Source organism: Acidovorax sp. GW821-FHT09B03 (assembly GCF_059418305.1).
In genome coordinates this window covers 95,994-115,612 of sequence record NZ_JBWKPP010000019.1, presented here as the reverse complement: position 1 = coordinate 115,612, position 19,619 = coordinate 95,994, and the positions used below count along the sequence as shown (strand labels likewise).

Annotated in this window: 19 protein-coding genes; 8 read left to right on the top strand and 11 right to left on the bottom strand. The window is 69.8% G+C overall.

What is annotated here, in order from left to right:
• Positions 1-37: 37 nt before the first annotated feature.
• Complete coding sequence (locus AC07PA_RS26765; protein ID WP_494655398.1) at positions 38-3,136, top strand: RCC1 domain-containing protein; 3,099 nt, start codon at positions 38-40, stop codon at positions 3,134-3,136.
• 104 nt (positions 3,137-3,240) lie between these two features.
• Here the strand turns inward: AC07PA_RS26765 and AC07PA_RS26760 are convergent, their stop codons facing one another.
• Positions 3,241-3,705: a DUF1398 domain-containing protein gene (locus tag AC07PA_RS26760; protein WP_494607726.1), complete on the bottom strand. Its 465-nt coding sequence runs from the start codon at positions 3,703-3,705 to the stop codon at positions 3,241-3,243.
• A gap of 29 nt (positions 3,706-3,734) precedes the next feature.
• Complete coding sequence (locus tag AC07PA_RS26755) at positions 3,735-4,214, bottom strand: MarR family winged helix-turn-helix transcriptional regulator (protein ID WP_494607728.1); 480 nt, start codon at positions 4,212-4,214, stop codon at positions 3,735-3,737.
• Positions 4,215-4,303: 89 nt separating this feature from the next.
• Between AC07PA_RS26755 and AC07PA_RS26750 the strand changes: the two genes are divergently transcribed.
• The 4 genes from AC07PA_RS26750 (at position 4,304) to AC07PA_RS26735 (ending at position 7,835) form a co-directional block, all read left to right on the top strand.
• Entirely contained in the window at positions 4,304-5,584 is a 1,281-nt protein-coding gene (locus AC07PA_RS26750; protein ID WP_494607731.1) for a helix-turn-helix domain-containing protein, read from the top strand.
• A 52-nt stretch (positions 5,585-5,636) separates the two neighbouring features.
• Positions 5,637-6,329: a Vgb family protein gene (locus AC07PA_RS26745; protein ID WP_494607733.1), complete on the top strand. Its 693-nt coding sequence runs from the start codon at positions 5,637-5,639 to the stop codon at positions 6,327-6,329.
• A gap of 128 nt (positions 6,330-6,457) precedes the next feature.
• Positions 6,458-7,282 (top strand): DUF899 domain-containing protein, encoded by an 825-nt coding sequence (locus AC07PA_RS26740; protein ID WP_494607735.1) that lies wholly within the window; start codon positions 6,458-6,460, stop codon positions 7,280-7,282.
• 13 nt (positions 7,283-7,295) lie between these two features.
• Entirely contained in the window at positions 7,296-7,835 is a 540-nt protein-coding gene (locus tag AC07PA_RS26735) for a hypothetical protein (protein ID WP_494607737.1), read from the top strand.
• Here AC07PA_RS26735 and AC07PA_RS26730 read toward each other — a convergent pair.
• Positions 7,829-8,752 carry a LysR family transcriptional regulator gene (locus tag AC07PA_RS26730; RefSeq protein ID WP_007848704.1) on the bottom strand — a complete coding sequence of 308 codons (924 nt, stop codon included), beginning with the start codon at positions 8,750-8,752 and terminating at the stop codon, positions 7,829-7,831. The genes AC07PA_RS26735 and AC07PA_RS26730 overlap by 7 nt on opposite strands.
• Before the next feature lie 107 nt (positions 8,753-8,859).
• Here AC07PA_RS26730 and AC07PA_RS26725 point away from each other — a divergent pair, with 107 nt between their 5' ends.
• A complete protein-coding gene (locus AC07PA_RS26725) occupies positions 8,860-10,086 on the top strand; it encodes an MFS transporter (protein WP_494607739.1) in 1,227 nt (408 codons plus the stop codon).
• Position 10,087: 1 nt separating this feature from the next.
• On the opposite strand, the gene AC07PA_RS26720 is transcribed toward AC07PA_RS26725, so the two are convergent.
• Both AC07PA_RS26720 and AC07PA_RS26715 read right to left on the bottom strand, forming a co-directional pair.
• Entirely contained in the window at positions 10,088-10,942 is an 855-nt protein-coding gene (locus AC07PA_RS26720) for a pirin family protein (protein ID WP_494607741.1), read from the bottom strand.
• Complete coding sequence (locus AC07PA_RS26715; RefSeq protein WP_494607743.1) at positions 10,939-11,526, bottom strand: NADPH-dependent FMN reductase; 588 nt, start codon at positions 11,524-11,526, stop codon at positions 10,939-10,941. Before AC07PA_RS26715 ends, AC07PA_RS26720 begins: the two co-directional genes overlap by 4 nt.
• A 128-nt stretch (positions 11,527-11,654) precedes the next feature.
• Between AC07PA_RS26715 and AC07PA_RS26710 the strand changes: the two genes are divergently transcribed.
• Positions 11,655-12,599, top strand: coding sequence for a LysR family transcriptional regulator (locus AC07PA_RS26710; protein ID WP_007848696.1), 945 nt, complete (start codon positions 11,655-11,657; stop codon positions 12,597-12,599).
• A 10-nt stretch (positions 12,600-12,609) separates the two neighbouring features.
• Here the strand turns inward: AC07PA_RS26710 and AC07PA_RS26705 are convergent, their stop codons facing one another.
• From AC07PA_RS26705 to AC07PA_RS26685, 5 genes are all read right to left on the bottom strand, one after another.
• Positions 12,610-13,149 carry a tetratricopeptide repeat protein gene (locus AC07PA_RS26705; RefSeq protein ID WP_494607745.1) on the bottom strand — a complete coding sequence of 180 codons (540 nt, stop codon included), beginning with the start codon at positions 13,147-13,149 and terminating at the stop codon, positions 12,610-12,612.
• A gap of 126 nt (positions 13,150-13,275) precedes the next feature.
• Positions 13,276-14,022 (bottom strand): anti-sigma factor, encoded by a 747-nt coding sequence (locus tag AC07PA_RS26700; protein ID WP_494607747.1) that lies wholly within the window; start codon positions 14,020-14,022, stop codon positions 13,276-13,278.
• Positions 14,019-14,606, bottom strand: coding sequence for a sigma-70 family RNA polymerase sigma factor (locus tag AC07PA_RS26695; RefSeq protein WP_007848691.1), 588 nt, complete (start codon positions 14,604-14,606; stop codon positions 14,019-14,021). The genes AC07PA_RS26700 and AC07PA_RS26695 overlap by 4 nt, the downstream gene beginning before the upstream one ends.
• Before the next feature lie 129 nt (positions 14,607-14,735).
• The gene (locus tag AC07PA_RS26690; RefSeq protein ID WP_007848688.1) at positions 14,736-15,302 is read right to left on the bottom strand and encodes a tetratricopeptide repeat protein; all 567 of its coding nucleotides are present in this window, start codon (positions 15,300-15,302) and stop codon (positions 14,736-14,738) included.
• A gap of 83 nt (positions 15,303-15,385) precedes the next feature.
• Complete coding sequence (locus tag AC07PA_RS26685) at positions 15,386-15,778, bottom strand: RidA family protein (protein ID WP_007848685.1); 393 nt, start codon at positions 15,776-15,778, stop codon at positions 15,386-15,388.
• Positions 15,779-15,893: 115 nt separating this feature from the next.
• On the opposite strand from AC07PA_RS26685, the gene AC07PA_RS26680 reads away from it, so the two are divergent.
• Complete coding sequence (locus AC07PA_RS26680) at positions 15,894-16,811, top strand: LysR family transcriptional regulator (protein ID WP_494607750.1); 918 nt, start codon at positions 15,894-15,896, stop codon at positions 16,809-16,811.
• A gap of 129 nt (positions 16,812-16,940) precedes the next feature.
• On the opposite strand, the gene AC07PA_RS26675 is transcribed toward AC07PA_RS26680, so the two are convergent.
• Positions 16,941-19,064: a prolyl oligopeptidase family serine peptidase gene (locus tag AC07PA_RS26675; protein ID WP_007848678.1), complete on the bottom strand. Its 2,124-nt coding sequence runs from the start codon at positions 19,062-19,064 to the stop codon at positions 16,941-16,943.
• Positions 19,065-19,619 lie beyond the last annotated feature (555 nt).

Here is a 19,619-nt window from a genome sequence, read left to right as displayed (position 1 = left end):
AAGCACGCCCCAGCCCGTCGCGGGCCTGGCCAGCGGGGTGGCGGCCATTGCGACAGGGTACTACCACACCTGCGCGCAGACCACGGCCGGGGCCGTGCAGTGCTGGGGCTTCAACGGCCAAGGCCAACTGGGCGATGGCAGCACCTCCGACAAGATCACGCCGCAGCCCGTCACGGGCTTGGCCAGCGGGGTGGCGGCCATGGCGGCAGGGAACCAGCACACCTGCGCGCTGACCACGGCCGGGGCCGTGCAGTGCTGGGGCTACAACTTATTCGGCCAACTGGGCGATGGCAGCACCACCGACAAAACCACGCCCCAGCCCGTGACGGGCCTATCCAGCGGAGTGGCGGCCATTGCGGCAGGGGGCAACCACACCTGCGCGCTGACCACCGCCGGGGCCGTGCTGTGCTGGGGCCGCAACGCCGCAGGCGAACTGGGCGATGGCAGCACCACCAACAAAAGCACGCCCCGGCCCGTCACGGGCCTGGCCAGCGGGGTGGCGGCCATTGGGGCAGGGAACCAGCACACCTGCGCGCTGACCACGGCCGGGGCCCTGCTGTGCTGGGGCGACAACTTTAGCGGCCAACTGGGCGATGGCAGCACCACCAGCAAGATCACGCCCCAGCCCGTCACGGGCCTGGCCAGCGGGGTGGCGGCCATTGCGGCAGGGAGCCAGCACACCTGCGCGCTGACCACGGCCGGGGCCGTGCAGTGCTGGGGCGCTAACCTTAGCGGCCAACTGGGCGATGGCAGCAATACCCAAAGAAGCACGCCCCAGCCCGTGACGGGCCTGACCAGCGGGGTGGCGGCCATTGCGGCAGGGTACCAGCACACCTGCGCGCTGATCACGGCCGGGGCCCTGCAGTGCTGGGGCGCCAACAATTTTGGCCAACTGGGCGATGGCAGCACCACCAACAAAAGCACGCCCCAGCCCGTCACGGGCCTGGCCAGCGGGGTGGCGGCCATTGCGGCAGGGTACCAGCACACCTGCGCGCTGACCACGGCCGGGGCCGCGCAATGCTGGGGCCTCAACTTTTACGGTCAACTGGGCGATGGCAGCACCACCGACAAAACCACGCCCCAGCCCGTCACGGGCCTGGCCAGCGGGGTGGCGGCCATTGCGGCAGGGATCCGGCACACCTGCGCGCTGACCACGGCCGGGGCCTTGCAATGCTGGGGCTTCAACGGTTCCGGCCAACTGGGCAACGGCAGCACGGCTGACCGCGAGGTACCAACGCATATCGCCGCAGCGCAGTCCATCGACTTTACAGCGGCAGGGGCACCTGCCTCGGGCGCCTCAGCCACCCTGTCGGCCAGCGCCAGCAGCGGCCTGCCCGTGGCGTTTGCATCCTTCACACCCGGTGTGTGCACGGTGAGCGGCACCACGCTCACCGTGCTGGCCGGCAAGTCCGGTTATCTGTGCGGTGTGCAGGCACGCCAGGCTGGCGGCGCGGGCAGCGATGGCGCGTACTTCGCGGCGGCACCCAGCCAGTCGCGCCTGTTTTCCATAGGCGCGGGGGTGCCCGGTGCCCCCACCGCGGTCACCGCCAGCGCGGGCAATGCCCAGGCCACAGTGGCGTGGACTGCCCCGGCCAGCGATGGTGGCAGCACCATCACCGCCTACACCGCGGTGGCAGTGGCGGATGCGAGCAAGACCTGCACGGTCACTACCGGCAGCCCGCTGCCCACCACCTGCACGGTGCTGGGGCTGGCCAACGGCACGCCCTACACCTTCACGGTGAAGGCCACCAACGCAGCGGGCGAAAGCCTTGCCTCCAGCGCCAGCCTGGCCGTCACGCCCACGGCCCCGGTGGTCGTCGGGCCACCCGCAGACGACCCCGGCCCGGGCGCGCTGCCCATCGACACGCCAGCCATCACCACCATCACCGATCCATCGCGGCCCATCGTGATCGGCCCCGGCGGCGCCGGTGCCACCATCGTGCTACCCGGCACGGGCACCACGCCGGTCATGCTGCAGATCACCGCCAACGGCCAGCCCCTGAAGGTGCAGGCCACGCCAGGCACGCAGCTGCAGGTATCGCGCGCCGATGGGCAGACCGTGCTGGTGCTCACGGTGCTGCAGGGCTGGGCATCGATGGCCAGCACCAGCGTGGGCCAGCCCATGGCGCTGGCGGGGCCGGTGTTGCTGCGCTCGGGCGTGGCGGACACCACCATCGAGGCCCAGCCGCTGGCGGTGGCTGTGCTGGTGGGCTCGCTCAACGCCCCCCTTGGCAGCCTGCCAGCGCTGGGCAGCATGGGCCTGCAGGCGGGCGAGCGGCTGGCCGTGAATGCGGCCGGTGCCGTGGCTTCGATCACCTTGGGTTCGCTCAAGGGCGACACCCGGCAGCCGGGGGATGCCATAGCTTTTGCGGGCCTGCCAGCATCCATCACGGTGGACAACACAGCATTCGCCCGATTGAACGGGGCGCTGGCGCGCCTGTCCGGCGGCAACCTGGCGCAAGGCCTTGAAGTCGCCGCCTCCGGCGTCTACCTGGCGCGCGATGGTGGCCTGGTGTTCCAGTTGCTGCCCACCCTGCCCATCACCATCGATGCCACGCTGCCCGATGGCCTGTCATTTACTCCCCTGGGCCTGCTGCGCTGGGTGCGCGGCGGGGTAGTGGTGCACTTCGCCCCCGCAGTGGCGGACTTGGCCGGCCTGGCCAGCGCGGTCACCACCGCTTTGCCGGATGCGACGCTGAAGCTGGGCGCCGAAGGCGTGCTGCAACTGCGCACGGGCGGGCATACCTATGTGCTGCGGCCCGACTGGACGGGCGGTGGCACCACCACCAGCGGCACGCCGCAGATCGGCGTGGACGGGCAAGGCCGGATCTTTTTGCAGAACAACGGCAGTACGCGGCAATGGCTGTTTCCATCGCTGCTCAACCCCACGCAGGCCCAGGCGATCTTTGCGGCGGCGGTGCCCGGCGCCACGCTGGTGCTACAGCCTGCATCGAGCGAAGGCGCCTTCACCGTTAATCTGGCTGGCCAGCCATGGCACCTTGTGCCGCAGTGGGTGCTGCCCACGGGCCCGGCGGCCCAGGTGCCATCGCAGGCGAGCGCCTGGTGGATGGGGGCAGACGGGCTGCTGTACCTTAAGCTGGGCGCGCAGGTACAGAACGTGCGCCTCTCAGATTGAGCAGTTGGCGAAAGGTGGGTGCGAGTTCAGAGCCGCCTCAAGCAAGCTATTGCTGCGACAGGATTCACCTCGTCGAAAGACGGCTCTTGGTCGATAGCGGAAGTTTAGCCCACCGTCCCCACTATCCTCCACGATGGGTTGTCTGCCATCTGCCATCTGCCATCTGCCGCTCTATGCTCCCGGTGCCGAACTCTGTGTCCACGGTGCCGAACTACATGTCCAAGAGAGCCGAAATACGCACACACCATGTAGCCCACGCAGCCCGCGGCGCGGGAGAGCGTGAGGAACTCCGGGTACATCACCTCGCCGCGTTGCGCGCCGCGGATGGCGGCCTGGATGCCTGCAGCGTCGAAGGCCTCGGCAATGGGCGTGGCTGGCGGTGGCGGCAGGGCCACGGCATGGGTCTCCCCGCTGGGCAGGTAGTAGGTGGTGGCCTCGCTGCGGTAGTCCGCAAAATACGCCTCCACGCCGGCCCCGGTGAGGGCCTGCACGATGGCGCCGAAATGGGCCGTGCCGTCCTTGGAGGCCTGGGCGCAGCGTTCGATGGTGGCGATGGTCGTTTCGTTCATGGGCGTCTTTCAGGGATGGGTTCTTGGATTCAACTGCGCGGCACCTGCTGCCATTGGTGCAGGCGCACCATCTCCTGCAGCAGGCGCGCCAGCTGCTGGCGCTCGGCTTGGGGCAGGTGGCCGAAGAACTTCTCGTCGTTGGCTTCGGCTTTGGCGGCCAGCACGGGCACCAGGGCGCGGCCGGCCGGGGTAAGCGACAGGGTGTGGCTGCGCGCGTCCGTTGGCGCACCCGCGCGTGCCACCAGGCCCTGGTCCTCCAGCCGGGCCACGACCTTGGAGACGGCGCCCTTGGTCATGCCCAGGGCCTGGGTCAGCGTGGCGTGGGTGGCCGCGCCTTGCGGGCCGCCATCGCTGGCGTCGAACAATGTGCGCAGCGCCACCCAGTCGGTGACGGACACGCCCGATGCCTCCACCGCCTGCTGGAACCCGGCCGACACCTTGTTGGAGACAAAGCGCATCCAGTAGCCCAGGTGGGCTTCTAGGGGGCTGGGCGGGTTGGTTTTTTTCATGATTTGTTTCTTGGGAAACTATTTCGTTGGCGAGTGTAGTTTCCTTGGAAACAAAATACAAGACCCACGTTCGTGTAGCCTGCCGCACCATGGATTCGCTGATCACCGCCGCCGCCCGTGCGCTTGCCGCCGGCGATGCGCTGGGCGCGCTGCAGCGGGTGGCCCTGCGCGATGACCCGCCTGCGCTGGCGCTGCGCGGCATTGCCATGGCGCAGCTGGGCGAGCACCCCCGGGCGCGTGAGCTGCTGCGCCGCGCGGCCAAGGGGTTTGGCGCGCACGAGGAACTGGCCCGCGCCCGCTGCGTGGTGGCCGAGGCCGAGGTGGCCCTGGCCCAGCGCGACCTGAACGGCCCGCCGCATGTCCTGGTGGCCGCTGCGGCGGCGCTGGCGGTGCGCGGCGACCGGGCCAACGCCCTGCAGGCAAGGCTCATCGCGGCGCGCCAATGGCTGCTGATGGGCCGGCTGGGCGAGGCCGCGGCCCTGCTGGCCCCCATCGAACTGCAGGAGCCGGGCATGCCGCCCGCGCTGGCCGCGGTGGCGGGGCTCACCCGGGCCGAGCTGGCCCTGCGCTCGCTGCGCGTGGCCGCGGCACGCGATGCGCTGGCCCAGGCGCGCGAAGCGGCCGCGCATGCCCGCGTGCCTGCACTGGTGGTCGAGGTCGATGAAGCCCTGACCGCGCTGCAGCGCCCCGCAGCGCGGCGCCTGCTGTCGGGCGATGGCGGGGCCGCACAAGAGCAGCCGCTGCGCCTGGACGAGGTGGCGGCGCTGCTCGCCTCGGATCTGCTGGTGGTCGATGCCTGCCGGCACCGGCTGGGCGCTGGGGCGGCGGAGGCGCCAGAGGGGCAGGGCGGTGGTGCGGCCCCCACTTGGCTGTCCCTCGCGCGCCGGCCCATCCTGCTTGCCCTGGCCTATGCCCTGGCCCAGGCCTGGCCCGGCGATGCGGACCGCGATGCGCTGATCGCCAGCGCCTTTCGCACGCGCGAGGCCGACGAAACCCACCGTGCCCGGCTGCGCGTGGAGCTGGGCCGCCTGCGTGCGCTGGCCAAGCCCTGGGCCCGCATCGAGGCCACGGCGCGTGGCTTTGCGCTGCGGCCCCTGGATGGGCGCGAGGTGGTGGTGCTGGCGCCGCCCATCGCGGGCGAGCAGGCCTCGCTGCTGGCACTGTTGGCCGACGGTGCGGCCTGGTCCACCTCGGCCCTGGCGCTGGCGCTGGGCGACAGCCAGCGCACGGTGCAGCGCGCCCTGGCCGAACTGCAGGCGCAAGGCCGCGTGCGCTCCATCGGCCAAGCACGCACGCAGCGTTGGCTGGCCCCGCCCCTGGCGGGATTCACGACAATCTTGTTACTCCCTGGCGTTCGCTCATTTGAATAGAGTTCATCCATCGCCCCCCACAAGCCGGGGTCGAACCCCAAAGGAGTACCCCATGCCCATCACCGACTGCAGCCCCGACAGCGCCAGCCGCACCGCGCCCACGGGCGTCCCCGCCCGCCCCGCCGAGATCGTGCGCGAGTACGGCCCCTTTGCCGGTGCCCGCACCGTGGCCGGCGTCACGCACGACGGCCAGCGCGTGTGGGCCGCCACGGGTGCCAGCCTGGTCGCCTTCGACCCCGCCAGTGGCGAGACCACGCGCACCCTGGGCCTGCCCTGCGATGCGGGCATGGCGTTCGACGGCCAGCACCTGTACCAGATCGCCGAGTCGCGCATCGACAAGATCGACCCGGCCACAGGCGCCGTGGTGGCCTCCATCCCGGCCCCCGGCAAGGGCGCCGACTCGGGCCTCACCTGGGCCGAGGGCAGCCTGTGGGTGGGCCAGTACCGCGACCGCAAGATCCACCAGATCGACCCCGCCACCGGCGCCATCCGCCGCACCATCGAATCCAACGCCTTCGTGACCGGCGTGACCTGGGTCGATGGCGAGCTGTGGCACGGCACCTGGGAGGGCGATGCCAGCGACATCCGCCGCATCGACCCGCAAAGCGGCGCCGTGATTGAGCGCCTGCAGATGCCCGCCGGCACGGGTGTGAGCGGGCTCGAATCCGACGGCGCCGACCTGTTCTATGCCGGCGGTGGCGAAAGCGGAAAAGTCCGCGCCGTCCGCCGCTCCAAAGCGGCATAGCGCCCGGCGGGCCAGCCGCGGCCCGCTCTCCCTCATCTCACCAAAACCCTGTGCAGCAATTGCCCCATGTCGGGCAGTTGGAGCCGCCGCATGGGCCCCTGTTCGACAACCCCGTGAAGGAGCACCTTATGACCGAGACCCAGACAACACCCACCCACCACCCCGTCGTCCCGCGCAGCGAATGGCTGGCCGCGCGCCAGGCCCTGCTGCTGCGCGAAAAAGAGCTTTCGCGCCAGCAGGACCGCATCGCCGCCGAACGCCGCGCGCTGCCCTGGGTGCGGGTGGACAAGGCCTATGCCTTCGACACCACCGCCGGCCCGCGCACCCTGGCCCAGCTGTTCGACGGGCGGCGCCAGCTGCTGGTGCAGCACTTCATGTTCGTCCCCGGGTGGGAGCAGGGCTGCCCGAGCTGTTCGTACATGGCCGACCACATCGATGGCATGAACATCCACCTGGCGAGCCGTGACATCACCCTGGTCGTCGTGTCCCGCGCACCCCTGGACCAGATCGAACGCTTTCGCCAGCGCATGGGCTGGCGCTTCCACTGGGTGTCGTCGCACGGCAGCGACTTCAACCACGATTTCGGCGTGAGCTTCAGCACCGATCAGGTGGCGCGCGGCGAGGTGCCCTACAACTACACGGTGCAGCGTTTTCCGGCCGAAGAGGCGCCGGGCATCAGCGTGTTCCACAAGGAGCCGGGCGAGGGGGCGGAGGTGTTCCACACCTACTCCACCTACGGCCGCGGGGTGGAGGTGATGATGGGCACCTATCCCCTGGTCGACCTGACCCCCGTGGGCCGCAACGAGCCCAACCCCGAGTACACCATGGACTGGGTGCGCCACCACGACCGCTACGAGGGCGCCGCGCCGTTCCAGCCCGCGCCATCGCCGCTGGCAGCAACGGCACAAGCGGTGGGCGCCACGGCCGGCGGCTGCTGCCACGCCCAGGCCTGACGGGGGCACCGCCATGGAAGCGCTGTGGCCCTGGCTCGCCATGGCGGGCATGGGCGCCCTGCACGGGTGCGTCGCCGCCACGCGTCGGGCCCATGCCTTGCAAATGCTGCTGCCCCTGGCGGCCGGGCATGCGGCCGCCGTGGCCTGGGTGCTGGCGGGCGCGCTGGGCGGGCTGGCCCTGCCGCAGGCCCTGGCCTGGGTGCTGGGCCTTGCCGCCATAGGGCTGGCGGCAAGGCAATGGCGGCAACGGCATGCCGCGGTGCATGCCGGCCTGGCGCTGGGCTGCTTTCTCGTCTCGCTGCTGCATGGTGCGGGGCTCATGCTGGTGCCCGCGCTGGCGCCGCTGTGCCTGGGCGGCCCGGCACCGGGGCAGGGCGCAGCGTTGTGGACCAGCCCCGTGCTGCTGGATGTGCTGGCCGCGATGGCTGCACACCTGGCGGCCATGCTCGCGGTGGCGGCGGCGGCCGGCACCGTGGCGGGCCTGGCCAGCCGGGGCGCGAGAGCCTGCGCACTATCTGCTGCGAGACCCTGCGCAGACGCAGGGGGTCATTGACCGCGCTCTCCGGCCCACAGCGCCTCCGGCGCGCGCATCGCGTCTGCCAAGTAGCCCACCATCGAGGCGATGCGGCCCGACACCGCCGACTGCTTGTAGTACACCGCGCTCACCGGTTTGGTCTTGGCCATCACCACCTGGGACAGCACCTCCACCAGGCGGCCCTCGGCGAGGTCGCGCGCGGTCATGAAATCCGACAGGCAGCCGATGCCCATGCCTGCGATCGCCAGCTCCCGGATGGTCTCGCCGCTGCCCGACATGATGGTCGGCTCGATGCGCAGGGGCTGGCCGTCGCCGGCCAGCAGCGGCCATACGTTCAGCACGTCGGGCTGGATGAAGCCGATCAACTCGTGGTTGCGCCGCAGGGCATCGGCGTCCTCGGGCACCCCATGGCGAAGCAGGTAGCCCGGGCTGGCCACCAGGCGCACCCGGGTGTGCCCCAGGAGCCGGCTGTGCAGGGTGGAATCCTTGAGCTCGCCGATGCGGATGGCCAGGTCCACGCGGCGCTCCAGCAGGTCGATGAAGCCCTCGTTGCTGTGCAGCACCAGCTCCACCTCGGGGTGCTGCGCGCGGTAGGCCGGCAGCAGCGGCACCAGCACATGCAGCATGAAGGGCGAGGCCGCGTCGACGTGCAGCGGGCCGGACGGCCGGCCGCGCCGCTCCATGAGCCGGTCTTCGGCAATGCGCACCGACTCCAGGATGCGCCGGGCGTCCTTGGCAAAGCCGCAGCCCTCGTCGGTCAGGTGCAGGCGACGGGTGGTGCGCTGCAGCAAGGTGGTCTGCAGCTTTTCTTCCAGCCGCGCCAGCAGCCGGCTGGTGGTGGACACCGGCTGGCCCAGGTGCTCGGCCGCAGACGTGAGCGAGCCCGTGTCCACCACCGCGAGAAACACCTCCACCTCTTCCAGCGTTGCCTTCATATTCCCGAAATCCAGAAAAGTATTTTCTTGATTGTCCACTTTACTGGGAAAGACTGCTTGCCCACAATCAGCCCATCCGGGAAAACCCGCAACCCTCTCTGAATCCCATGCACGCCCAACCATCCCCTGTCCCGGCCGAATCGGCGCCAGATACTTCGTCCTCTGCGTGGCCGCTGGCCGCACTCTCCATCGGCGCATTCGGCATCGGCACCACCGAGTTCGGCCCCATGGGCATGCTGCTGGACATTGCCAAGGGCGTGGATGTGTCCATCCCCTCGGCCGGCATGCTGGTGTCGGCCTACGCCATCGGCGTGACCCTGGGCGCCCCATTCATGACGCTGCTGCTCGGCCGCTGGCCCCGGCGCCGGGCGCTGGTGCTGCTCATGGCCATCTTCACGCTGGGCAATCTGCTGTCGGCCATGGCGCCGGGCTATGCCAGCCTGATGGTGGCGCGCATCGTCACCAGCCTCACGCACGGCGCCTTCTTCGGCATCGGCGCCGTGGTAGCGGCCAGCCTGGTGCCGCGCGACAGGCAGGCCAGCGCCGTGGCCACCATGTTCCTGGGGCTCACGCTGGCCAACATCGGCGGCGTGCCGGCGGCCACCTGGCTGTCGGACAGCCTGGGCTGGCGCACCTCCTTCGCCGTGATCGCCACGCTGGGCGTGCTGGCCATGGCTGCGCTGCGGCTGGCCCTGCCACCGGGCCAGGCCATGCAGGCGCCCATCGCCATCCGCTCGGAACTGCGCGTGCTGCGCCGGCCGGTGGTCGTGGTGGGTTTGATGACCACGGTGCTCAGCTCGGCCGCGATGTTCGCGCTGTACACCTACATCAACCCCGTGCTCAAGACCTTTTCGGGCGCCACGCCGGGCGAGATCACGGGCCTGCTGGCCCTGGTGGGCGTCGGCTTCACCATTGGCAACACCGTGGGCGGCAAGCTGGCCGACCGCTCCGTCGACAAGACGCTGGTGGGCTTTTTGCTGCTGGTGGCCGCCAGCATGGTGGTCTTCCCCTGGCTGGCCACGAGCAAGCTGGGTGCGGCCATCGGCCTGGTGGTCTGGGGCACGGCCGCCTTCGCCCTGGTGCCCCCGGTGCAGATGAAGGTGATGCGCGCCGCGGCCGAGGCGCCCAGCCTGGCATCGTCGATCAACATCGGCGCCTTCAACCTGGGCAACGCCATCGGGGCGGCTGCGGGCGCCATCGTGTTGGGCAGCGGCCTGGGGTACCACAGTGTCATGCTGGCGGGCGCAGGCCTGGCCGTCATGGCCCTGGCCCTGGTGGTCTGGTCGGGGCGCAGCCCGGTGGCTGCGACCCGGCCGGTTGCCGAATGCGCTTGAGCTAACCCAGCCGGCGTTCTTGCCGCAACTGCGTGCCGAGGCGCCGGATCTCCGCCTCGCCCTGCGCGAGCGCGGCGCGGCTGGTGTGCACGGAGTAGCGGCCCATCACCAGTTCGTGCGGGTGCTTGGCGGCCGAGCCCAGCACGAAGTGCGTGTCGCCCCGGGCCGTGAAGTCGATGGCGCCTTCGGACTCCTCGAACACGGCCAGCTCCCCGGTATCCACGGCACCCCCGGCGTTCAGCGCACCGGCCGCCACCGCCACCCAGGCCACCGTGTGGCCGGCGGGCGGCACATAGCGCCAGTGCTCGCCATCGCGCAGTTGCACGGCCAGGTAGGCCATGGGCGAGGGCGCTTCGATGGGGCTCAGCACCCCGCCATGGCTGCCCAGCAGCACGCGGGCCGGGCCGGCCTGCGGGATCTCCTGCGGCGCCAGGTACTGGCTCAGCGCGGGTGCGTTCTCCAGTGCGGCGGGCAAGGCCACCCAGAGCTGAAAGCCCAGCGAAGGCGAATCGCCCACGGGCGCGCCGGTGTGCCACACGCCATTGCCCGCGCGCATCCACTCCACGCTGCCGGCGCTCAGCGCGCCGCTCTTGCCGGTGGTGTCCTCGTACGAGATGGCGCCGTCGATCAAATAGGTCAGCGTGGCAATGCCCGAATGCGGGTGCATGCCAAAGCCGCGAAACGCCGCGGGCGAGTCCGATGCGAACAGGTCCAGAAAGACAAAGGGCTTGATCCACTCGCCCACGTCGCCGGGGCTCACCAGCCGCGTGATGGGCCCGTGCATGCTGCCGCGCGTGCGGTAGGCAATGGCGCGGGTTGTCGTGGCCACAGGGGCTTCTGCCAAGTCGATGCTCATACAGCCTCCCTTGCGGTCTTCAGGGCCTGGGCCCACCAGGCCATGTCGTCCAGCAGCCCGCTGGCCGACTGCGCCAGGTGCGGGTAATCGGCAAAAGCCTTGCCCTCGCGCCAGATGCCCATGAACTCGGCCATGCCGATGTGCACGGCATTGCGCACGGGCGCCATCTGCACCTCGGTGGCCACCAGGCGCAACTGCTCCACGGCGCGCGCCGCACCCACGCCGCCGTAGCCGACAAAGCCGATGGGCTTGCGCGCGAACTCCTTGTACGCATAGTCGAACGCGTTCTTGAGCACGGCCGTGGGGCCGTGGTTGTACTCGGCGGTGATCACCACCAGGCCATCGAGCGTGGCCAGCTTCTGCGCCCAGCGCTGCGCGGCTTCGTTCTTCACCGGTGCCCAGGCGGGCGACAGTGGCTCATCGAAGAAGGGCATGGGGTAGTCGCGCAGGTCCACCAGCTCCGCAGAGACATCGGTGCGCTGGCTGGCGATGCCGTGGAACCACTGCGCCGGCTTGTCGGCAAAGCGGCCCTCGCGCGTGGAGCCGATCACGATGCCGATGTGGGGCAAATGGGAAATTGTCATAGGTGCTTTCCTTCCTGGTGGGTTCGTGAAGAGGCTGTGCGCCCCGATGCCATGAAGGTTAGGGCGCACCCCATTGATTGACTAGATGGCACAATGGGATTGAACTCATCCATTTTTAATAGATATCCATGGCCACCGATGCCACCACCGCCGCGCTGGATCTCAACGACATCGCCCTGTTCGTGCAGGTGGTGCGCAGCGGCAGCTTTGCCGAGGCCGCGCGCCGCCTGGGCCAGCCGCCCAACACCGTGAGCCGGCGCGTGCAGCAGCTCGAGGCGCAGCTGGGCACCCGGTTGCTGCAGCGCTCCACCCGCAAGCTCACCCTCACCAGCGCGGGCGAGGCCTTCCACGAGCGCTGCGCGGGCGCGGTCGATGGCCTGCAGGAGGCGGGGCAGGAGCTGCGCCTGGGCAGCGACGAGCCCACCGGCTGTGTGCGCGTGGCGGTGCCGGCGGATTTCTTCGACTTCTTTCCCATGGAATGGATCGCCGGCTTCCTGGCCGCGCACCCGCGTGTGCGGCTCGATTTCGTGCTCAGCGATGCGCGCTCCGACCTGATCGCCGAGCGCATCGACGTGGCCTTTCGCGGCGGCGAGGTGGGCGACTCGGGCTACGTGGGCCGCCAGCTGTTCGGCGCCCGGGGCGACGGCCTGGTGGCCAGCCCCGCCTACCTGGCCGCGCGCGGTGTTCCCGCCACGCTGGCCGACCTGGCCGGGCACGATGCCGTCGTGGCCAGCCATGCCGGCAGCAGCGGCACGTGGCGCCTGGTGGGGCCCGATGGCAGCGTGCACGAGGTGCCGCAGGCCACCGGCCGCTTTGGCGCCAACACCGCCCAGGCCCTGCGCCGCGCCGCCGTGGCCGGCCTGGGCATTGCGCTGCTGCCCGCCGGCATGTCCCGGCTCGACGTGCAGGCCGGCCTGCTCGTGCCCGTGCTGCCCCAGTACCAGCGCAAGGGCCAGGGCCTCACCGTGCTGTACCCGAGCCGCAGGCACCTGCCGCTGGCAGTCTCGGCCTTCATCGCGCTGGTGGTGGACAAGCTCGGCGAGCTGGAGGGCACACCAGAAGGGCGGTGTTGAAGCAGGCGGCCTACCAGTTCGACGGCACGTATTTGTTGCCCGCCGCCTTGTAGCGCTCGATCGCAGCCTGCAACTGGGCCTGCTGCTGGCAGCCGCTGGCGCCGCACTCGCTGCCCAGCGTGGCCAGGCGCGCCTGCGCTCTGTCGAGCTCGCCCTTCATCAGGTACAGCTCGCCCGAATACTCCAGTGCATTGCGGTGGCGCGGGTCGATGCGCAGTGCCTCGTCGTAGTGCCGTTCGGCGGCGGCCAGGTCCGGCGCCTTGCTGTTGCGCAGCGTGTAGCCCATCAGGTTGTTCCAGTCGGCGCTGCCCGTGTCGTTGATGCGCCGGAGCTCGTCGAGCGCCGCCGGCCACTGCAGCGACCGGGTCAGGTAGCGTGCCTGGGCCAGCTTGTCCGCAGCCGGGGCGGGCGCCGGGGCCGCGGCAGGCGCTGCGGGGCGTGCGGGGAACACCGGCGGGTGGTCGGCGGCATACGCCGCCTGGGCGAGCAGCAGCGCCAGCATGGTGGCCGACAAGGTGGGCAGCAGCCGTGCGCTCGGGGATGTGGTCATGGCGTTCTTCCTTCTTCAAGTAGCGGTCGGTGAAAGCGGTGAAACAAAGGGCACCGAAGCTACTTACGACACAAGAGGGCAGACGGATCCCGGGGAGGCAGATCTTTTTGCGGTTCGCTGCCTGCCTCACCAGACCTTGACGCAATGCCCCGTGAGCACGAACGGCCCCGATGGCGCCCCCCCGGCCTGCACCGGCGCGGGCTCGAAGCTCACGGCCAGCTGCGATACCGTGAAGAACAGCTTTTCCGACCTGTCGGGCAACGCGATGCGGGCCGAGCCACTGGCCGGCACCACGCCGACCGCGAAGGGGGCGCCGCCGTCCTTGGGTAGGGCCCACAGCTGGGCCACTTGCCCGGCAGGCACGGCCAGCGGCTGCAGCAGCTTCACCGTGAGCTGGCGCCCCTGGCGGCGCGAGCTGGCCACCAGCGTGGGCTTGCCGCCGCCATCGAGCAGCAGGCCCACATAGCTGGCGGGCAGCGCATCGGCCCGGGGCTCCAGGCCCAGCATGCCCGGTGCCACGCGCACCAGCACTGCGCACAGCAGCAGGCCGGCCAGCGCGCCCGCGATGGTGCGCCCCGACAGCACGCCCAGCAGGGCCTGCACCGCCCGCTGCCAGGCCGATGCTGCCTGTGCTGGCTGGGGCGTGCCGAACAGGCGCTGTTCGATCGCGCGCCAGGTCGCCTCGGGCGGCTGCTGGGGTACAGTGGACAGGTCCAGCACCGCCAGGCGCCGGCGCCAGGCATCGACGGCCTGCACTGCGGCGGGGGATGATTGCAGCACCCGCTCGAAGCGGCGCCGCGCGCGGCCGGCCAGCGTGCCCAGCGCGTACTCGCGGGCCAGCCGGTCCAGGCGTTCGGGCAGCAGGTAGTTCATGGCTGCGTCACCCCCGCGGCTTCGAGGCAGGCCCTGAGCTGCTCCAGGCCGCGCCGCACCCAGCCCTTGGCCGTGCCCAGCGGGGCATTGAGCGCCTGGGCAATCTCGGTGTGCACCATGCCCCGGTAGTAGGCCAGCGCCAGCGCCTGGCGCTGCGCGGCCGGCAGCGCACCCATGCAGCCGTCGATCTTCGCCTTCACCAGGCTGTCGTCCAGCAGCTGCTGGGGCCCGTGCGCGGCATCGGCCGCCAGGCCGTCCCGGGCGTCCTGGGCCTCGTCGCCCAGGTCGGTGGTCAGCGCCAGCTCGGCCTTGCGCGCGCGCAGCGCGTCGATGGCCTTGTTGCGCACGATGTTGATCATCCAGGTCATCGGCGCGCCCGCACCTGGCTTGTACGCGGCCGCGTTGTGCCAGATGTTCACGTAGGCTTCTTGCAGCACGTCGTCTGCCCAGTTCTCATTCCTCAATATACGCAGCGCCACCGCAAACAGACTCCCGCAGGTGGCCTGGTACAGGGATTTGAACGCGGCGCGGTCCTGTAGCGCGACGCGCGCCATCAGGGCGGGCAGGTGGGTGTCTGGGGCCATGGGTGGTGCGAGCGGTGGGTGTCCCGAATGCGGAGGGGGCCGCCCGCGCAGAATACCAGCGCGGCGCTAAGGGTTCGCCCTGGTGGCCCGGAGGGCCTGCTCTGAACCGCCAGGTCGGCCCTTGCCGGCCTACCAGGTCGACGGCACGAACCGGTTGCCCGCCGCCTTGTAGCGCTCGATGGCGGCATGCAGTTGTGCGTGCTGCTGGCAACCGCTGGCGCCACATTCTCCCGACAGCGTGGCCAGTCGCGCCTGCGCCTTGCCGAGCTGGCCTTTCACCAGGTACAGCTCGCCCGAATACTCCAGCGTGTTGCGGTGGCGCGGGTCGATGCGCAGCGCCTCGTCGTAGTGCCTGCCGGCCGCGGCCAGGTCCGGCGCCTTGCCGTGGCGCAGGGTGTAGCCCATCAGGTTGTGCCAATCGGCGCTGGCCGTGTCGTTGACACGCCGGAGTTCATCTAGCGCCGCGGACCACTGCAGCGACCGGGTGAAATAGCGTGCCTGGGCCAGCCTGTCCGCTGCCGGCGCCGGTGCCTGCGCAGCCGGCTGGCTCGCGGGGCGGGTGGGGGCGGGCGGTGGCGGTGGAGGTACTGGCGGCAGGTCTGCCGCATGGGCGGCAGTGGTGGCCGCCACCTGCACCAGCAGGGCAGCGGTGGTGGCAGACAGGGAAAGCAGCGTTCGTCCGGTCGAGGTGGTCATGGTGTCCCTTGGATTGGAGCCGCAGCCATGCAGCGGCGCGCCAGCATGCCCTGGTCCGCGGCTTTGTGCAATGGCCGCCCGCTTCAACCCGGGATGCGCGCGATGACCTTGATCTCGAAGTCGAACCCCGCCAGCCAGTTGACCCCGACCGCCGTCCAGTTGGGGTAAGGGGCGCTCGGAAAGATGTCGTTCTTCACGGCCATCATGGTCTCGAACTGGTTTTGCGGATCGGTGTGGAAGGTGGTCACGTCCACGATGTCGTCCAGGGTGCAGCCGCCGGCCTGGAGGGTGGCCTGCAGGTTGGCGAAGGCCAGGCGCACCTGGGCCTCGAAATCGGGCTCGGGCGAGCCGTCGCCGCGGCTGCCGACCTGACCGGACACGAACAGCAGATCGCCGGACTGGATGGCTGCCGAATACCGGTGGTTGGCATACAGATCGTGGCGATCGGCAGGAAAAATGGGTTTGCGCTGGCTCATTGGGGGCTCCATGGGTTGGTTGATGGAGCCACTGTAGTCCTGGCGATTGTTTGGATAAAGCCACCATCTCCTGCATCACTGTTTGTAAAATGCAGACAATCCAAGGAGAACTTGCATGGACAGGTTTGACGGCATGCGGGCCTTTGTGCGGGTGGTCGAGTCGGGCAGCTTCACCCGGGCGGCCGACAACCTGGGCTGGAGCCGCACCACGGTGACCCAGCTGGTGCAGCAGCTGGAGGCGCGGTTGCAGCTCAAGCTGCTGCACCGCACCACGCGCCGCGTCAACGTCACCACCGATGGCGCCGCGTACTACGAGCGGGTGGTGCGCCTGCTGGCCGAGCTCGACGACATCGAGGGCAACCTGCCCGGTGCCCCCACGGCACCGCGCGGCCTGCTGCGCGTGGACGTGCCCAGCCCCCTGGCCAACATCCTGCTGGTGCCGGCGCTGCCCGCGTTCCATGCGCGCTACCCCGACATCCAGCTCGACATGGGCGCCAGCGACCGCAAGGTCGACCTGATCGGCGAGAACGTCGACTGCGTGGTCCGCGGCGGCGAGATCCGCGACCAGGGCCTGGTAGCGCGCCAGGTCGGTGACCTGCAGCTGGGCGTGTATGCCGCGCCGGCCTACCTGGCACAGGCCGGCACGCCCCGGCACCCCGATGAACTGCGCGACCCGCGCCACCGCATCGTGCGCTACCGGTGGGACGGGGACCTGCCTTATGCCATGCGCAAGGGCCGCGAGACGGCCCAGGTCGGCGGGCGCTACATGCTTGCCATCGACGACGGCAACGCCTACCTTACCGCGGGGCTTTCGGGGCTGGGCGCGCTCTGGCTGCCCGATTACATGGCCCGGCAGCATGTGGCCAGCGGCGCGCTGGTGCCGCTGTTCACGGACTGGCGCATCGATGCCATGCCGCTCTATGTGGCCTACCCGCCCAACCGCTATGTGAGCAAGCAGCTGCGGGTGTTCATCGACTGGGTCGTGGAGCTGATGGCGGTGCATGCGCCGCGCCAGCAGCAGCCGTTGGCGTGACCGGCAGCCGCACCTTTTCAACGCCAGTCGTCATCCGGTTTTTCCAGGCGGCCGATCGGCCGTCCGTGCCTCGTCGCATGCCCGGATGGTCCCGTTGGCCTGGCCCATCAAAAAGATCTTGAACAGGTTCTAAGCCTTGGGAGCCAGTTGCTGGAACAGGAAGCTGTAGAGCAAGGCCTCTCTTCGCGCGTGGATGTTGGGGTCGGTCCGCCCCGAGTGGCCGCCGGCGATCTCTTCATACAGCCACACCCTGGCATGGCCCAGCGCCCGCAGATGTGCCACCATCTTCCGTGCGTGCGCAGGGTGCACCCGGTCATCGTTGCGATTGCCCAGAAAGAGGATCGGGGGGTAGGCAACCGCCTCACTCGCGGGCTTGGCATTCTGGTAGGGCGACCAGCGTGCCAGCGATTCGCGATCGGCCGGCTTGTCTGGATCGCCGTATTCCTCCATCCAGGATGCGCCGGCAAACAGCCTCGAGAAGCCCAGCATGTCCGTCAGCGGCACCCTCGACACCACGGCGCCGAACAGTTCGGGGCGCTGCACCATCACCGCCGTGACCAGCGCTCCGCCATTGCTGGCACCGTAGATGCCCAGCCGCGCGGGCTGCGCGATGCCGCGTTGCGCCAGATCCGTAGCCACCGCGATGAAATCGTCGAAAGCGCGTTGCCGCCCTGCGCCCTTTGCGGCCAGTGCCCAGGCCGGCCCGAACTCGCCCCCGCCGCGGATATGCGCCATCACATAGACACCGCCGTACTGCAACCAGTTGATGCCCGGCATGCGCTGGTAGTCCAGCTCCAGCGCGATGCCGAAGCCGCCATAGCCGTACAGCAGCACGGGCGCGTCGGCGGCCGGCTGTGCGGGCCCGATCACCGTGTAGGGGACCATCGTCCCATCGCTCGAGCGGGCCTGCAGTTGGCGCACCACCATGCCATCGGCCTTGAATGCCTCAGCCTGGGTTTTCAGGGGGGCGGGCCACGACTGCGGCGCGGAGACATCCACCAAGGCCAGGGCCTGCGGGGTGACCGGCGCCTGGGTGGTCAGCCAGACCCGGTTGTCTTTTGCCCCCTGGTCGGCACGCACGTGCAAAACCCCCGCTTCGGGCGCAGGCAGCGGCTCCAACGCAAAAGCCTTGCCGTCCCAGCGCGCAAAGGTCAGGCGGGGGCGCATGTCCTCACCCGAGGCGATCACGATGCCGTCGCGCACCGCATCCGTCCAGGCCAGGCGCTTGCGCGGCTCACCTGCAAACAGCAGGTGCAGCTCACGGGTCGCCTCTGTGGCCTGTGGCAACGCCACGGCGATCAGGCTGCCTTCGCTGAACGTGCGGCCGCTCGTGGTCCAGGGCGTGCGCAGCAGCACCAGCAGCCAATCGCGCTCGATCCAGGCATCGGCGTCATCGGGCACGTCGATCTTGGCCAGCGTGCCGTCCAGGTGCAGCAGGTGCCGCTCCGTCTGGTGGAACTGCTTGCTTCGCCGCACCAGCGCCACGGGGGGCAGGCCGTCGCGCCCGCCCGACCGGACGGAGACCGACACATCCGAAGCCTGGCCGCGCAGAAGCTCGGGCGCGGCGGCCACAGGCGTGCCACGCTTCCAGCGCCGCGCCGTCATCGCGTAGCCGCTGCTGGTGGTGGTGCCCGGTCCAAAATCGGCCGCAACCAGCACCTCGTCGGCGCCGAACCAGCCAGCCGTCATCTTCGCCGCCGGAAGGTTGAAGCCACCCGCGACGAAGGCGCGGTTTTCCAGGTCGAACTCTCGCATCTCGACCTTGTCCTCGCCGCCCGAAGACAGAAAGATCAGCGCGCGTTGCGTCGGTGCATGCACGGCCATGCCGGTGTAGACCAGGTTCCGCGATTCGTCGCGCGCCAGGTCGTCGAAGTTGATCAGCACCCGCCAGGAAGGCCGCTCCTTCGAGAACTCTTCCAGCGAGGTGCGCCGCAAGATGCCGTGGGGCTGCCGCGCGCTGCGGTAAAAGTTGTAGAGGTGGTCACCGTGCCGGGTGGGATACTGGATATTCGCCGGATTCGAGAGGCTTGCCAGTACATCCCTGCGGCGCCGTGCGAAATGCGACTGGCGCTCGATCAGCGCCATCGCCTCGCTGTTGCGTGCGTTGACCCACTCCAGCGCGCGCGCCGAATCGACATCCTCCAGCCATGCGTGCGGGTCCGTGGCAACGGCCTGCGCATGCACTGCTGCGCCCGATGCCAGCAACCCCCATCCCAACGGCCATGCGGCCAGATCCCTGCGCTTGATGTCCATCGCTCCTCCCTGTTGTGCCTGCATTGTGCATGCGTGCGTCCAGGGTCTTTCGCAGCGCCCGCTTGCCTGGCTCGGCCTCGCATTTCACGCCGACAGGTGGCGGTCGAGGAACGCCGGAAGTGACACCTAGCTGCGGCTATGCCGATGCATTGAAGACCACTGAGGTTCGCGCCGAACCATCCAGCTGTAGCTGGCTCCATCGACTTCAACGACCCTTTGGACGGGGCGACGGGTTTGCATCGGACTTGTTGCCAGCGCGTGGCAATCTCTCCGCTTACGCCTTTGCCCCCACTTGGGGCTGGGTGCGGAGCAGGCGGCCGTACACAGATGGAGCAAGCCACAGGGATGCGGGGCCCAGGATGACGAGCGATACCCCCAATGCGCCCAGGTACGAGCCCGTGAGGGCTCCCAGCAGCAGCACAATGGCCAGCTCGACCGCGATGCAAATGCATGCAGTCTGAAGTACGGCAAGGGCTTTTTCTCGTCCGGTAGTGGTAGTCATCGTGCGGTCCTGAACAATGCAGCCCCGCAAATGGCGGGAAGGGCAGGGGTGTA